Here is a 14,674-nt window from a genome sequence, read left to right on the forward strand (position 1 = left end):
CTCTTATTTAGGGCTTATAAACCGATACGTTGTTATAACCACTTTCGTGCAATAACAAGGCTTGCATCCGACTCATAATGCCTTGATCACAGAACAGCAAGTATTCCCGGCTTTGATCCAGTTCAGCAAACTGAGTGGCTAGCTTAAAAAATGGAATTTCAATAACCTCGGCTGTTACTGACAAAGGCGCTGCTTCAATTTCTTCCGCGTTTCGAATATCTATGATGGTTGTCTGGCTACTGAGTTCCGTTGTGGTATCCGGCAGTGCCAGTTCTGCGTCTGTTTGCGTCGCTATATCCTGCATGCTCAGTACGTTTGCCGCCTGAACCACCTGCTCCAGTAAATCTTTGTTAAGCTTCGCTTCTTCGGCTTCGATAACCGCCGGAATGGCTTTAACTGTGGGCTTATTAGAAATAACACCGCAATATTCAGGAATGGATTTAGCCAATGGCTCGGTGCCAATGCGCTTTGCTTCGTCCACAATTTCCTGTTTGTCTTTGGTTATTAACGGGCGTAAAACCAAAGCAGACGTAGCCTGATCAATTACCCTCAGGTTAGACAGAGTCTGGCTGGACACCTGCCCCATAGCTTCACCAGTGACCAACGCTTGCGCTTTGACATAACGAGCAACTTTATCCGCAGCCCGCAGCATTTGCCGTTTTAATACCACGCCCATCTGACCGTTATCCACGTTTGTCAGAATGTCGTCAACAATAGGGGCAAAATCAACACTGATAAACTTAATGGGGTGCGAGGAGCTGTAACGCTTCCACAAGTAATAGGCTATTTGGCGAACCGCCAGCTCGTGGGCGTCACCACCTAAATTAAAGAAGCAAAAGTGAGTTCGTGCACCGCGCCGGATAAACTCATAGGTTGCAACGCCGGAATCGAAACCACCACTTAACAATGACAGTACGGTTTCCTGAGTAGGAATGGGAAAACCACCTAAGCCGTTAATTCGTTCACCGACCAAATGCACAATCTGGTTAGTAATTTGCAGCGCAATGTCCAGGTCCGGATTAGAAAGTTTTACAGAAGTATCCGGAGCTCGCTCCAGCAAATAGCCACCCACATAACGTTCTAACTGCTGTGAATTAAACTCGTGGTGACCTTTACGTTTAACCCGCACAGCAAAGCTTTTACCCGGTAAGCGCTTTAACCAGTGTTCACCAACTAATTCGGCAATCGCCTCAAAATCGGTTAGTGGCCTCTCTATAACTTCTGCAAACCAGGAAATACCGGGAGTGCTTTGTAAAATGTCATTGATTTCACTACGCACCGCCGCGTCATCACCACGAGCTGAGACTTCGATGCGATCCCACAACCATTTGACGTATATCGAGTCGTCGACCGGAGCCAGAATTTTACGCAGGTTATTGGTCAGTACTTTACCGTGACGCTTACGAACAGAACGGCTTTTTATGGTAATTTCAGCGTGCAGGCGAACAACAAACTTCATAGCAAAATCGTCAAGTCTTTAGGAAAGTGCGCAATTATACGTGTCCTGCCCGGCAGAAACCAGCGCTCAGTCGATAACATCAACGGGGTCTGATTCTGCCGCCTTACCCTGCATGACCGATATTTCAACACGACGGTTTCGCTTACGGTTCTCTTCCGAGTTATTCGGTACCAGCGGTTTTGTGTCGGCGTACCCCATCACCACCAGCCGCTCTTCGTTAAAGTCATCCACTTTCAGCATTTCTTCTGCAACCGCAACCGCCCGCTTACTGGAAAGGTCCCAGCGTGACGAGTAAATTTCAGATACCAGGCGCTCGTTGTCGCTGTGACCCGAAATGGCCACCTCACCGGGAATATCTTTCAGTGCCCCGGCAACTTGCTGAATGATAGGCCGGAACTGCGGCTGTAAAAATGCCGAGCCCTCTGGGAATGAGCCCTGTTCGCGTATGCGAATAATAATTTGCTGCCCGTGCTGCTCAAGCTCAATCGTGCCGGCTTTAATCTCATTCTCAAGCTGTCGCTCGATACGACGCATAAGTTCCTCGGATACTTGCGTCATAGCCTCGGTGTTTTCCGCTTCGGCCTCTTTTTGGTCTTCCGCGCTGTCGGACTCCTGTCCGCCACGCTCAGTTTGCTGACCACCGGCAAAGTCAGACTCGCCTTCCTGGAACTCAAGCATCTGCTGCGTCATTTCCACGGTCTGCTGCTGGATAGTTTCAATGGGCGTTGGCTCCGGCCGCCCGGGCCGGAACTCCTGGGCAATAACACTGGTGCCTTTCGGTATGTCTTTGACTTCTATTTTATTTTGTACACCCAAAGCGTATTTCATTGAACCCGCTATTTGCTTAAACTTCAGCACGTCCATTTCTGAGAAAGCCAGCAAAAGCACGAAAAAGCACATGAGCAAAGTCATGAGATCGGCAAAGGTTGCCATCCACATAGGCAGTCCCGGGGGCGGACAGTTGCAGTCCTCTTCTTCTTCGTCTCTGACTTTCTCTGAGGCCATAACTACTCGTCCTCATCCTCATTGCCAATACGCTTAGATTCCGCTAAATAATTACGTAAAATACCTTCAATGACTCGAGGGTTCTGACCGTCCTGAATACCTAAAATGGCGTCCAGTATCAATTGTCGGTTCAACTTTTCCTGTTCAGCACGCAACAACAGTTTATTCGCAATAGGGATGGCAATAACGTTAGCTAAAAAGGCACCATAAAGCGTTGTTAACAAAGCAACGGCCATCGCTGGCCCTATCGCTTTAGGGTCATCCATATTAGACAGCATAGCCACCAGACCAATCAGGGTACCAATCATACCCATAGCCGGTGAAACTTCACTAAGCACCTTAAAGACGCGAGCACCTTCCTCATGGCGGGCAAAGCTCATTTTTATGTCTTTCGACAAAGTTTGGCGGACAACTTCGGCATCGTGGCCGTCAACCAGCATGTCTACGCCTTTACGAAAAAATTTATTCGGAATTTCTGCTTCTTCAAGCGCCAAAAAACCACCTTTACGCGCAGAGTCGGCCATCTCAACAGCAGTATCGATAAGCTCTTGTGGATGTTCTATTTTAAAGAAAAACGCTTTAACGACCACCTTTCCTGTGCCCAGAAACTGACTCAGAGAAAAGTTTGCTAAGGTTATAAATAATGAGCCACCGAATACGATAAAGAATGATTGAGTCTCTAAAAACAGCCCTATATCCCCACCCAGAACCATAGCGGCGACGACAAAGCCGATGGCCCCTATAATTCCTAAGAGCGTTGCTATATCCACTCAGTCTTCCTCCCCGATTTGAGTTTTATTTACGCTGTTGTGCTCATTCTTAAACAATCACGTCGCGCTTACAAGCGACATCTGTTCATCTTACACAGGAATAATGAGATCATCGGCTGACATTCCGGATTCTTTATCGGATAATTAACTTTCATTCTAGTAGCAATGCAGCTCATTACAGATTTTAAGGCAGACTCAGCTATGGCAGACGAACAGAAACAGCAATCCTTTGAACAAGCTCTGGATCAGTTAGAACAGCTGGTTAATGAACTGGAACAAGGCGACTTGCCGCTTGAACAATCGCTGAAGAAATTCGAACAAGCCATTGCCTTGTCATGGTCCAGCCAGCAGCAGTTGCAGCAAGCCGAGCAAAAAGTGACAACCTTACTGGCCGAGCAGCAATCTGGAAATGATGAAAGCAATGGAGAACTGATGTGACGATTAACTCGTTAACAGCAGCAACACGAGAACAAGTCGATACCTTCTTAAAGCAAACGCTTGCGCAGTTAACCCTGAATTCGCGTCTGAGTCAGGCCATGCAGCACGGTGTGTTAATGGGCGGAAAACGTATTCGCCCCTACCTGCTAATGAGCGTTGCCGACATTTGTGGCGCCAATAAAAATGATGCTCTGCGAGCCGCTGCCGCAGTTGAGTTGATACACGCGTATTCGTTAATTCATGACGATTTGCCAGCAATGGACGATGACGACTTACGCCGTGGTCAGCCAACTTGCCACATTGCTTACGACGAGGCGACAGCCATTTTAGCCGGAGATGCGCTACAGACACTGGCTTTTGAAGTCTTAACCGAAAGCCGTATGGAACAATTGCCCAGTGAACGGCAACTGCAATTGGTTCAGGTACTGGCTAAAGCCAGCGGTGCCCGAGGAATGTGTGCAGGTCAGGCAATCGACTTACAGGCAACAGCAAAACGTCTTACCGAAAGTGCGCTGGAGCAAATGCATTTAAGTAAAACCGGTGCATTGATAACAGCCGCCGCCACTATGGGTGTGTTGTGCGGCAATGACAATTCACAACCATGGCGGGAAAAGTTTGAGCAGTTCGCTCATTACCTGGGGCTGGCATTTCAAGTACAGGATGATATCCTCGACGTAACAGGTAACACTGAAGCTCTGGGGAAACCTCAGGGGTCAGATACCGCGTCTGAAAAGTCAACTTATGTGCGTTTGCTTGGTATAGAAGGTGCTCAGCAACGCCTGCAAAACTTACATCATAAAGCACTACAGTCGTTAAGCGATATCCCTTACAATACAGACAGACTTGAACAATTTTCCGACTTGCTGTTAAAGCGGGACCACTAACTGAATGACTCAACAATATCCGTTACTTGATAAAATTAATTCCCCCGCTGACCTGCGCCGTTTACCACGGACGCAATTGCCGGAACTGTGCGCAGAAATCAGACAGTTTTTATTAACTTCAGTGAGCCAAAGCAGCGGCCATCTGGCGTCAGGTTTAGGCACCGTAGAACTCACGGTTGCCCTGCATTATGTATATCACACACCAGAGGATAAGCTGGTTTGGGACGTTGGCCATCAGGCTTACCCACATAAAATTCTGACCGGGCGTAAACAGCGGTTGCACTCTATTCGTCAAAAAGACGGGCTTCATCCTTTCCCCTGGCGTGAAGAAAGTGAATACGATGTCCTCTCAGTCGGGCATTCAAGTACGTCTATATCAGCAGCTTTAGGAATGGCGGTTGCAGCACAAAGACAAAGCCTGCGACAGAAAGTTGTCTCTATTATCGGTGACGGTGCAATGACCGCCGGTATGGCATTTGAAGCCATGAATCATGCTGGTGATATAAAACCGGATATGCTGGTCGTACTGAACGACAATGACATGTCTATTTCAGAAAACGTTGGTGCTCTGAACCATCATTTTGCCCGCTTATTGTCAGGTCGCTTTTATACCTCATTGCGGGAAGGCAGCAAAAAATTACTCAGCCCGCTCCCTCATATTCGCCATTTTGCCAGCCGTGCCGAAGAGCACATGAAGGGCATGATGGCACCAGGTACCATTTTTGAAGAGCTGGGATTCAATTACATCGGTCCGATAGACGGTCATGATGTCGATACCCTGGTTGAAACCTTATCGAACATGCGCAGTTTAGGCGGTCCGCAATTGCTGCACATTGTGACGCAAAAAGGCAAAGGTTACCGACCTGCGGAGAAAGATCCGATTGGTTACCATGGCGTGCCAAAGTTTGATCCTGCGGAGTCTAGCCTGCCTCAGAAAGCACCAGGCATTCCCAGCTATTCTGAAATTTTTGGTCAATGGCTGTGCGATACCGCGCGTAATGACAAGTCACTCATGGCAATAACACCAGCCATGCGTGAAGGCTCTGGTATGGTGACGTTTTCACAGCAATTTCCACAACAGTACTTCGATGTTGCTATTGCTGAGCAGCACAGTGTGACTTACGCAGCGGGTCTGGCTATTTCAGGACTTAAGCCTGTTGTCGCCATTTACTCCACCTTTTTACAGCGCGGTTACGATCAGCTCATTCACGATGTCGCTTTGCAAAACCTTGATGTGCTCTTTGCCATTGACCGTGCTGGCATTGTCGGTGCCGACGGCCCCACTCACCAGGGCGCATTTGACTTAAGTTACCTTCGCTGCATACCCAATATGATAGTCATGGCCCCCAGTAATGAACAAGAGTGTCTGGACATGCTAACCACTGGCTACCAGCACAGAGGCCCGGCAGCGGTTCGTTACCCTCGTGGAGCCGGCGTTGGCCTGGAGGTTCGTCAGGGTAAAGTTATTGAGATAGGAAAAGCTCAAACCCTTACTCAGGGACAGAATATTGCTTTCCTTAATTTTGGTACCCTGCTGCCTGAGGTAGAAGCCGCGGCAACCAAATTTAATGCCACCGTCGTTGATATGCGTTTCGTAAAACCTCTGGACACTGCTTGTCTGGACCAGTTAATGACAACCCATTCAGTGCTGGTAACCGTAGAGGAAAACGTCATAACAGGCGGTGCAGGCAGTGCCGTGAGCGAATACATTGCCCGTCAGGAAGCAAGCCCGAAAGTGTTAACAATAGGCTTACCGGACGAATTTATTAAACACGGTTCGCAAGGTGAAGTTCGTGCCGAACTGGGCCTGGATGCTGCAGGTATTGAACGTCAGGTGAATGACTTTACTAAGAAAAATTGAAGTATGATAAGGTCAGGTTTGCTTTAGCCAAGCAGACCTGACAACCACCAGCCTAAATGCAGTATTACTGCCGAGAAAATCCCCGCCAGCACGTCATCCATCATAATACCGTTACCGCCGCTTAGCTTTTTATCTGCCCAGCCTATAGGCCCGGGTTTCAAGATATCAAAAATACGAAATAAGACGAAAGCTGCCAACAACCAAAGAGGCTCTACCGGTAACGCAAACATGGCGATGGCATAACCGACTATTTCATCCCAGACAATAGACGGATGATCATGTTCACCCATTGCCTTAGCGGTGTATTGGCATATCCAGATACCGACCAGGGTCATTACCACAAGAGCCAGCAGATATTCCCACCAGTTAAGTGAAGCTAATAAAAAAACGGCCGGAATTCCAATCAGGGTTCCAAAAGTACCCGGCGCTTTGGGAGCAAGACCGGAGCCAAAGCCCAACGCAAGCCAGTGTATGGGGTTACACCATGAAAGTTTCGCATGAGACATGGGCTTGCGGCTCCTTTAGCGTCTTATTTAGTGGCTTCGTTCTGTGGAAAATGATTAAAGCTGCTATAACCTTCAGCCAACAACCAGTCTTCACCATTATAGCGCAGCTGAATGTCACCGGGCTCACCGTTCGCTACGCGACCAATACACACCGGCCGGGTCTTAAGGTGCGTGGTTAATGTTTCCATACGCCCCCGATGTTCCTCGGGTAAAGTAAAGCAAAGCTCGTAGTCGTCTCCGGCGGTCAAAGCCAAAGCAAGTGCGTCATCCACCTTAAGGGTTTCGGTTAACGCCAGCGACAGGGGCAGCTTTTCCAGTTCCAGTTGCGCCTGAGTGCCGGCTTCTTTCATTAGATGTCTTAAGTCGGCCAGAAGACCGTCAGAAACATCAATGCAGGAGCTTGCGACGCCCCGCAGGCTTTGTCCTAAAGCGACCCTGGGAGTGGGGTAATGCAGTCGTTCTATTACCTGCTGCAAATGTCGTCCGGTCGCGCTCACTTTATTCTGCGTAACCTGCAAGCCCAGGCCCGCATCACCCAAAGAGCCGCTGACGTAAATCCAGTCGCCCGCCTTTGCCCCGGAACGCGGTATCGCGCTACCCGAGGGCAGCTGACCATGAGCTGTAATGGTTATTGTCAGCGGGCCTTTGGTTGTGTCGCCCCCAATTAACTGGCAGTCGTAATAACCGCAAATTTCATCCAGGCCACCACTAAATTCCTGAAGCCAGTCTTCATCCATACTAGGAAGCGTCAAGGCCAGATTAATCCAGCATGGTTGCGCCCCCATAGCTGCCAGGTCGCTTAAATTGACAGCAACACTTTTATGACCAATAGCACGGGGTGGTGTGGTCATATCAAAATGCACACCTTCTACCAACGTATCGGTAACAATGACCAGGTCATGCTCAGGCATTGGCCGGACAACAGCGCCGTCATCTCCAATGCCCATAGCAACATCGCCCCGTTTTGCGGAGCGATGAGTGAAGTATTCATTAATGAGCGAAAATTCATCGCGGGGCATAAGTTACTGCCTGGTTGGGCGGAGAGTGTCTACAGCTTTATCGAGTACACCGTTGACAAAACGATGGCTTTCGTCGGCACCAAAAGATTTAGCCAATTCTATTGCTTCGTTAATAGCCACTTTATAAGGAACATCAACGCGTTCGCGCAATTCATAAGCAGCCAACCTAAGAACAGCCAGTTCAATCGGGTCAAGCTCTTTAATCGGCCTGTCTAAAAATGGTCCCAGCGCTTCGTCCAGTGCCCGGCAATGCCCGCCAACACCACGAAGTAACTCTAAAAAGTAGTCAACGTCCACTTTGCTGGTGTCATTTTCTGTTAAAAATTGAGCCTCAATATCGCTAAAGCTATTTTGCGATAATTGCCATGAGTAAATTGCTTGCACGGCCAACTTACGGGCCTTTCTTCTTGCTGCGGGTTTCATTTGAAGTATCTCAGAGTTGTTTCAGTACATTGACCATTTCAAGCGCGCTTAATGCGGCTTCCGAGCCTTTATTTCCGGCTTTAGAACCACTGCGCTCAATGGCTTGTTCCAGGGTATCAGTAGTGATAACGCCAAATGCAACAGGTAAATCAAACTCGGTCGCAACCCGGCCTAAACCACTATTACATTCACCGGCAACAAACTCGAAGTGTGGCGTACCACCGCGAATAACCGCGCCGACCGCAATAATTGCGTCGTATTTACCAGATCTGGCCAAGCGTTTCGCTGTTACCGGCATTTCATAAGCGCCGGGAACACGCACAACGGTTATATCGTCGTCCGCTACTTCACCATAATGCTTTAATGTCTGCACAGCACCGTCTAATAAGCTTTCAACCATAAAATGGTTAAAGCGAGAAACGATAATCGCAAACTTTTTACCAGCCGCGTTTATTCCACCTTCAATTACCTGCATGAGTTTTCCTTATTAACCGTTCGTTAATTGCGCGCGATCATAGCACAGTGTGGGGCTATTTGCGTGAAATTGAGTAGGAGAAATACTTTTCTTCGGCATCTAAGTCACGACCCAGCGAGCGGGCACTACTACTTTCCAGCAGCTGCAAAGCTGTTTCGTTATTTTCTGATACGGGAAACAGCACTTGGCGCCAGGGCCAACTTGCTTCAAGCCAGTCTTTTAAAAGCACAAAAAAATCATTATGCAAGTTGTCGTCAATAGCCGATTTTAAAAGCCACCAACTGACTTCTGCGTTATACGCAGTGAGTGGAATGCCATTTTTTTCTTGTCTACTGGCAGCCACCGGTACCATATAAACGGCACCAATAATCGACTTATCTTCCTTATCAATCACCAAATACGTAAATGCCGTTTGCGCTTTTGCCTGCTCGAGATGGTAATTCACCATGGTTTCGTTTTGCTGAGATGTACTTTTTTCTGACGGCCAGGACCAGCCCAGGCGCTCATAAAGCCACCTCTGCGAGGTCATATAGCTGTGGAAGAAACGAGCAGTGTCGGAGCGTTTAATGGGGCGGATAATTAAGCTGTCACCCTCAGCGTATTCAGGAACAGCCCATTCTTTTTGCCAGAAGTCTGCCGCTGCTGCCGCATTAAATAGCGGCAGTATCGACATGAGCAGAAAAATGCGAAGCAGCATTTTCAACACGCTTCTCCATGCTTACCCTGCGCATGCTCGAAATACGATTTAACCCTGGCAAGCTCTTTTTCCAGTTCGTCGCCAATCATTAGTGCTGGGCCTATATCAATGGCTTTGCGCGCATAATCAAAAGCAATAGGAACAACTGGGACACGAGCTTGTTGTGCCATGTGCAAAAAGCCTTTTTTCCACTCTTTTACGCGCTTTCTTGTGCCTTCCGGAGTTATCACTAAAATCAGTTCATTTTTTTCGCGAAACTCTCTCACCATATTACCTACAACACCATTCGCACTGCTTCTGTCTATAGGAAGCCCACCCAGTTTGGTTAACAAACCTTTCAGTGGAAAGCGGAACAAACTGCTCTTTGCCAAGTAGTTAAGCTTTAAGCCCATAGCCAACATGACGCAGGCCCCAACCGGAAAGTCCCAGTTAGATGTGTGCGGCGCAACCGGAAGAATCGCCTTTCTTACGTGAGGCATTTCGCCATTAATTTTCCAACCGCCCAATACGCGTAAGCCAAAGCGACCCACCCAACGTAAAAAGCGGTTCTGGGTAACAGGGAATTCGCCTTTAACGAATTCCGGGATTACTTGTTTATCGGTCATAAAATTACTTTAGTACCTGTCTTATTTCGCGTAACTTTTCTTTCACTCGCTGAATATTTTCAGGTCCCATGCGCAGTAATTGCTTTTGCGCTGCGGGTAAGGACTCATAAGAATCGTTAGCGAAAGTATACATAACGCTGTCATCTTTTACCTGTACCAGCCCTTCTGGCACCGGCGTTTCAAGCATGACATTAATGGCTTCCAATAAGGTGTCATCAAAATCTGACTCCGGATAGCCAATTTCGGCGTAAGCTTCCTGTACTAATGGCTTAAACAAGTCATAATTTTCCGCCAGCGCATCAGGTTGCAGGCTCACAAACCAGTCCACTAGAGTGTCGTATCGACGATAGCTGTTTTCGTCAATATAGAGCTCACCATCAACCTCCAACACACTAAAGCGACCGTCGGGGCGCTGAACAATCGTGCGTTCACGAACAACGCTGCCATTACTGATGTTATCCATCAGCACAACTGCGTCGCGAATAATCTGAGAGCTTTTTAATGGACGAATGTTGACGTCGGTTGAATCTAGATTCTGAAGCACCGTCGGTGTGCTGTTGTCCAGCTCCGGTAAAGCAATAGGTTCTGGCTCAGGTTCAGCCTGCTCTTGTTCCGGTTCAGACTCTGGTTCGGTTGGAACCGGTTCTGGCTCAACTTCAGGCTCAGGTTCTTCAGACGCTTCTTCATAATCCTCAACCTGAACTTCGGTTGATTGTTGTTGATCAACCTCTACCGTTTCGGTTTGTTGCTTCTTGTCTTCAGAAGCCGGCAGCCACCACCATACTATGGCAGCGATAACCGCTAACACAATAAGCGTAACAACAACCCAAGTCGTTTTGCGACTTGCTTCTTCTGTTGCCGTTGATGTTTCAACCTGGTCGTCACTCATTGTGCGCTCCTTTATTTTTGCTCAGCACGACAAAAAACCAATTGTTTATCGCTGGACATAGCTTCATTAAAACTATAGCCATTTGCATCAAATTCTTTTAAATCAGACACGGATTTTGGCTTTTGGTTCAGGATAAATCGCGCCATTAGCCCCCTTGCCTTCTTGGCATAAAAACTAATGACCTTATATTGACCATTTTTTTCATCCTTAAACACGGGAGTAATCACGTCCGCATTAAGCTCTTTTGGCTTGACCGCCGAGAAATACTCATTGGAAGCTAAATTCACTAAAGTTGAACTACCCAGCTCAGCTAAGTCATCATTTAGCATCTGCGTAATGGTATCGCCCCAGTATTCATACAGGTTTTTGCCTTTAGGGTTATCCAGCTTGGTCCCCATTTCCAGTCGGTACGGCTGCATCAAGTCCAGAGGACGTAAAACACCATAAAGACCAGACAAAATCCGCAACTGCTTTTGTGCCGTATCAATGGCCTCTGAATTCAGGCTGGCAGCACCTAAACCAGTATAGACGTCACCATTAAATGCAAACATGGCCGGACGTGCATTATCTTCATTAAAAGGCCGTTGCCACTCCTGAAAGCGAGCAGCATTCAAGCCCGCTAGCTTGTCGCTAATTTTCATTAGCGACCCCAGTTGTTGCGGGCTTAATTGCCGACAAACCTCAACCAGTTCCTCAGCGTTATCCAGCAAACGTGGCTGAGTAGCATTCAGTTCCGGCAAGTCACTTTCGTAATCCAGGTTTTTAGCAGGTGAAACAACGGCCAACATGTCTATGCGCTCCATTCAAATTATACCGTAAGACTAGTTCAGCGGATCTTGATCCGCGCCTTCTTTTTCCACTTCTGGTGGCATTAAGTCTTCACGACTCACACCAAATTTCAGTGCGACGGTACTGGCGATATAAATGGATGAATAGGTACCAATAACCACACCAAATAACAGCGCCGTAGCAAAACCATGAATTAATGGTCCACCCAGGAAGAATAAGGTCAATAACACCAGTATCGTTGTCAACGAGGTCACTATTGTACGGCTTAATGTGTCGGTTAGTGCCCGATTGACGGTTTGAATTGGCGTCAATTTAGCAAACTTACGGAAGGTTTCCCGAATACGGTCACAAACCACCACCGTATCGTTAATTGAGTAACCGATAACCGCCAGCAAAGCCGCTAAAACCGTTAGGTCAAACTCTAACTGCAATATGGAGAATAACCCTAAGGTTAAAGTGACATCGTGCGCTAGTGCTGCTACAGCCCCCACGGCTAAACGCCACTCAAAACGCATCGCAATGTAGAGCAAAATACAAATAAGAGCGGTTAGCATCGCCAGCCCGCCCTGCTCGATAAATTCGTCACCCACATTTGGGCCAACAAATTCTATACGACGCATTTCAACGGTCTGATCAAACTCGGCACGCAACGACTCGAGTATTGTAGTACCCAATTGCTCAGCTTTAACCCCTTCACGAGGTTCCAGGCGAATCAGTATGTCTTCCTGCGACCCGTAGTTCTGCACTACAGCGTCACCGAAATCACTTTCATCTAATGCACCACGGACACGACTTAAATCAGCTGCACTTTCAAATCCAACTTCAAGCAAGGTTCCGCCAGTAAAATCCAACCCTAAATTGAGCTTATTCACTGACAACGAAACAATGGATGCCACCACCAGTAATGCACTGATAATGCCCATAATTCCGCGGAAGCGCATGAAGGGAAGTCGTTCATCGGTTTTAATTATCTCTTGCATGGCTCCCCCTAAATAGACAGCTTAGACAGCTTTTTGCCGCCCCAAACTGAGTTAACAATGGCACGGGTTCCAACTATCGCAGTAAACATGGACGTGATAATTCCGATAGCAAGAGTGATGGCAAAGCCTTTAATAGGCCCGTTACCAATAGCGAACAAGATAAGCGCTGCAATCAGCGTGGTTACGTTCGCATCGGCAATGGTCGACAAGGCACTGTCATAACCGTGATGAATTGCCTGTTGAGGGCTTCGTTTTGCTTTTATTTCTTCGCGTATACGCTCAAAAATCAGTACGTTAGCATCGACTGCCATACCAACCGTCAGTACAATACCTGCCATACCCGGTAAGGTCAGTGTTGCTCCCGGAATCATCGACATAACACCGATAATAAGAATCAGGTTTGCTGCCAAAGCGCAGTTTGCAACTAAGCCAAACTTTTTGTAGTAAAGCACCATAAAGGCCAGAACTAATACAAAGCCCCAGAAAATAGCCTGGGTACCAGAATCAATGTTCTGCTGACCTAAGCTTGGACCTACAGTGCGCTCTTCGACAATTTGAATAGGTGCGATAAGTGCACCGGCGCGAAGTAACAGCGCCAGATTCTGAGCTTCGTTAGCGCCCACTCCGGTAATACGGAAATTGCTACCTAAGCGAGACTGGATTGTTGCCACATTAATAACTTCCGCGTTCTTGGTGAACTGCAAGTTACCTTCTGCGTCGCGCTCGTCTGTGGCTTTATATTCAATAAAGACGGTTGCCATAGGCTGACCAACATTGTCTTTAGTTGCCATAGACATTTTATTACCACCGGCGCCATCCAGGGTAATATTAACCTGCGGACGGTTGTACTCGTCGTAACCAACGCCTGCGTTAACAATATGGTCACCAGTCAGAATAACGTCTTCTTTCAGCAATTGAGTCGGACCGTCGCGCATTGGCATTAACTCGCTACCGAAAGGTACCCGACCGTTCTGGGCGTCACGCACATCATTCTCGGAGTCAACCATACGGAACTCCAGCGTTGCTGTAGCTCCTAAAATCTCTTTCGCCCGTGCTGTATCCTGTACCCCCGGCAGCTCTACCACAATGCGATTTGAACCCTGACGCTGAATAAGCGGCTCGGCAACACCTAGCTCGTTAACCCGGTTACGCATAATGGTAATATTCTGAGATACTGCGTAGTCACGCGTTTCTGCAAGCTTCTGCTCGCTCATCTGTAGTTGCAGCAGTTGGTTTTCATCGTCTTCCAGCAGCGTATACCCCTGATAACGACCATCCAGATACTCAGCAGCTTCCGCGTAAGCTTCTTCATTACGAAGTTCAATTTCAACCGTCGTATCATTAACGCGTACAGCGCTGTAACGAATACGCTCCTCACGCAGTTCGGCACGAATCGTGTCCTTCATGCCATCGACTATTTTGCGGACGGCTTCGTCCATGTCGATTTCCATTAAGAAATGCACACCGCCACGTAAGTCCAGCCCTAATTTCATTGGTTGCGCACCAATGCTCTTCAACCACTCAGGAGTTGCAGGAGCAAGGTTCAAAGCGACAATATAATCATCACCTAAACTCTCCAGGATGCTCTCCCGGGCTTTTAACTGCTCATCATCGGAGGTTAGTCGAACTAAGAGTTGCTCTTCTTCTAAAGCAATACTTTTAGCTTGTATCCCAACGCTTTCCAGACTGCTCTTTACGCGATCCATGGTGCTGGTATCGATGGTCGCATTTCGATTTGCGGAAATTTGAACTGCTGGATCTTCACCGTAAATGTTTGGCAGCGCATAAAGCGCTGCCATCAATACAACAAAAATAACCAGCAGATTTTTCCACAACGGGTATTTATTTAACACGTCGTGCCCCTGTTTCTAATG

At 47.8% G+C, this 14,674-nt stretch carries 16 protein-coding genes; 3 read left to right on the forward strand and 13 right to left on the reverse strand.

The window, feature by feature from the left end; translation table 11 throughout:
* Positions 1-7 precede the first annotated feature (7 nt).
* From thiI to pomA, 3 genes are all read right to left on the reverse strand, one after another.
* The gene (gene thiI / locus Q5L94_RS05290) at positions 8-1,459 is read right to left on the reverse strand and encodes a tRNA uracil 4-sulfurtransferase ThiI (RefSeq protein ID WP_317497402.1); all 1,452 of its coding nucleotides are present in this window, start codon (positions 1,457-1,459) and stop codon (positions 8-10) included.
* Positions 1,460-1,525: 66 nt separating this feature from the next.
* Positions 1,526-2,464 (reverse strand): flagellar motor protein MotB, encoded by a 939-nt coding sequence (locus tag Q5L94_RS05295; protein WP_317497403.1) that lies wholly within the window; start codon positions 2,462-2,464, stop codon positions 1,526-1,528.
* Between the two features lie 2 nt (positions 2,465-2,466).
* Complete coding sequence (gene pomA / locus Q5L94_RS05300) at positions 2,467-3,234, reverse strand: flagellar motor protein PomA (protein ID WP_317497404.1); 768 nt, start codon at positions 3,232-3,234, stop codon at positions 2,467-2,469.
* A gap of 201 nt (positions 3,235-3,435) precedes the next feature.
* Between pomA and Q5L94_RS05305 the strand changes: the two genes are divergently transcribed.
* The 3 genes from Q5L94_RS05305 to dxs are packed head-to-tail and all read left to right on the forward strand — an operon-like array spanning position 3,436 to position 6,417.
* Entirely contained in the window at positions 3,436-3,672 is a 237-nt protein-coding gene (locus tag Q5L94_RS05305; RefSeq protein ID WP_317497405.1) for an exodeoxyribonuclease VII small subunit, read from the forward strand.
* The gene (locus Q5L94_RS05310) at positions 3,669-4,556 is read left to right on the forward strand and encodes a farnesyl diphosphate synthase (RefSeq protein WP_317497406.1); all 888 of its coding nucleotides are present in this window, start codon (positions 3,669-3,671) and stop codon (positions 4,554-4,556) included. The genes Q5L94_RS05305 and Q5L94_RS05310 overlap by 4 nt, the downstream gene beginning before the upstream one ends.
* A gap of 4 nt (positions 4,557-4,560) precedes the next feature.
* The gene (gene dxs, locus Q5L94_RS05315; protein WP_317497407.1) at positions 4,561-6,417 is read left to right on the forward strand and encodes a 1-deoxy-D-xylulose-5-phosphate synthase; all 1,857 of its coding nucleotides are present in this window, start codon (positions 4,561-4,563) and stop codon (positions 6,415-6,417) included.
* Positions 6,418-6,440: 23 nt separating this feature from the next.
* Here the strand turns inward: dxs and Q5L94_RS05320 are convergent, their stop codons facing one another.
* Genes Q5L94_RS05320 through secD form a run of 10 tightly spaced genes read right to left on the reverse strand, consistent with a single transcriptional unit; the run spans position 6,441 to position 14,653 of the window.
* Complete coding sequence (locus Q5L94_RS05320; RefSeq protein ID WP_317497408.1) at positions 6,441-6,923, reverse strand: phosphatidylglycerophosphatase A; 483 nt, start codon at positions 6,921-6,923, stop codon at positions 6,441-6,443.
* A 23-nt stretch (positions 6,924-6,946) separates the two neighbouring features.
* Positions 6,947-7,942, reverse strand: a complete 996-nt coding sequence (gene thiL / locus Q5L94_RS05325) for a thiamine-phosphate kinase (RefSeq protein ID WP_317497409.1) — start codon at positions 7,940-7,942, stop codon at positions 6,947-6,949.
* Positions 7,943-7,945: 3 nt separating this feature from the next.
* Positions 7,946-8,365, reverse strand: coding sequence for a transcription antitermination factor NusB (nusB, locus tag Q5L94_RS05330; protein ID WP_317497410.1), 420 nt, complete (start codon positions 8,363-8,365; stop codon positions 7,946-7,948).
* A 10-nt stretch (positions 8,366-8,375) separates the two neighbouring features.
* Entirely contained in the window at positions 8,376-8,840 is a 465-nt protein-coding gene (ribE, locus tag Q5L94_RS05335; protein ID WP_317497411.1) for a 6,7-dimethyl-8-ribityllumazine synthase, read from the reverse strand.
* 55 nt (positions 8,841-8,895) lie between these two features.
* Complete coding sequence (locus Q5L94_RS05340; RefSeq protein ID WP_317497524.1) at positions 8,896-9,537, reverse strand: GNAT family N-acetyltransferase; 642 nt, start codon at positions 9,535-9,537, stop codon at positions 8,896-8,898.
* 2 nt (positions 9,538-9,539) lie between these two features.
* Complete coding sequence (locus Q5L94_RS05345) at positions 9,540-10,142, reverse strand: 1-acyl-sn-glycerol-3-phosphate acyltransferase (protein ID WP_317497412.1); 603 nt, start codon at positions 10,140-10,142, stop codon at positions 9,540-9,542.
* Positions 10,143-10,146: 4 nt separating this feature from the next.
* The gene (locus Q5L94_RS05350) at positions 10,147-11,031 is read right to left on the reverse strand and encodes a DUF3014 domain-containing protein (RefSeq protein WP_317497413.1); all 885 of its coding nucleotides are present in this window, start codon (positions 11,029-11,031) and stop codon (positions 10,147-10,149) included.
* Positions 11,032-11,042: 11 nt separating this feature from the next.
* Positions 11,043-11,819, reverse strand: a complete 777-nt coding sequence (gene yaaA / locus Q5L94_RS05355) for a peroxide stress protein YaaA (protein ID WP_317497525.1) — start codon at positions 11,817-11,819, stop codon at positions 11,043-11,045.
* Between the two features lie 33 nt (positions 11,820-11,852).
* Complete coding sequence (secF, locus tag Q5L94_RS05360) at positions 11,853-12,800, reverse strand: protein translocase subunit SecF (RefSeq protein ID WP_317497414.1); 948 nt, start codon at positions 12,798-12,800, stop codon at positions 11,853-11,855.
* Between the two features lie 8 nt (positions 12,801-12,808).
* Positions 12,809-14,653, reverse strand: a complete 1,845-nt coding sequence (gene secD, locus Q5L94_RS05365; RefSeq protein ID WP_317497415.1) for a protein translocase subunit SecD — start codon at positions 14,651-14,653, stop codon at positions 12,809-12,811.
* Between the last annotated feature and the right edge of the window lie 21 nt (positions 14,654-14,674).

Source organism: Idiomarina sp. Sol25 (genome assembly GCF_033052775.1).
GTDB lineage: Bacteria > Pseudomonadota > Gammaproteobacteria > Enterobacterales > Alteromonadaceae > Idiomarina.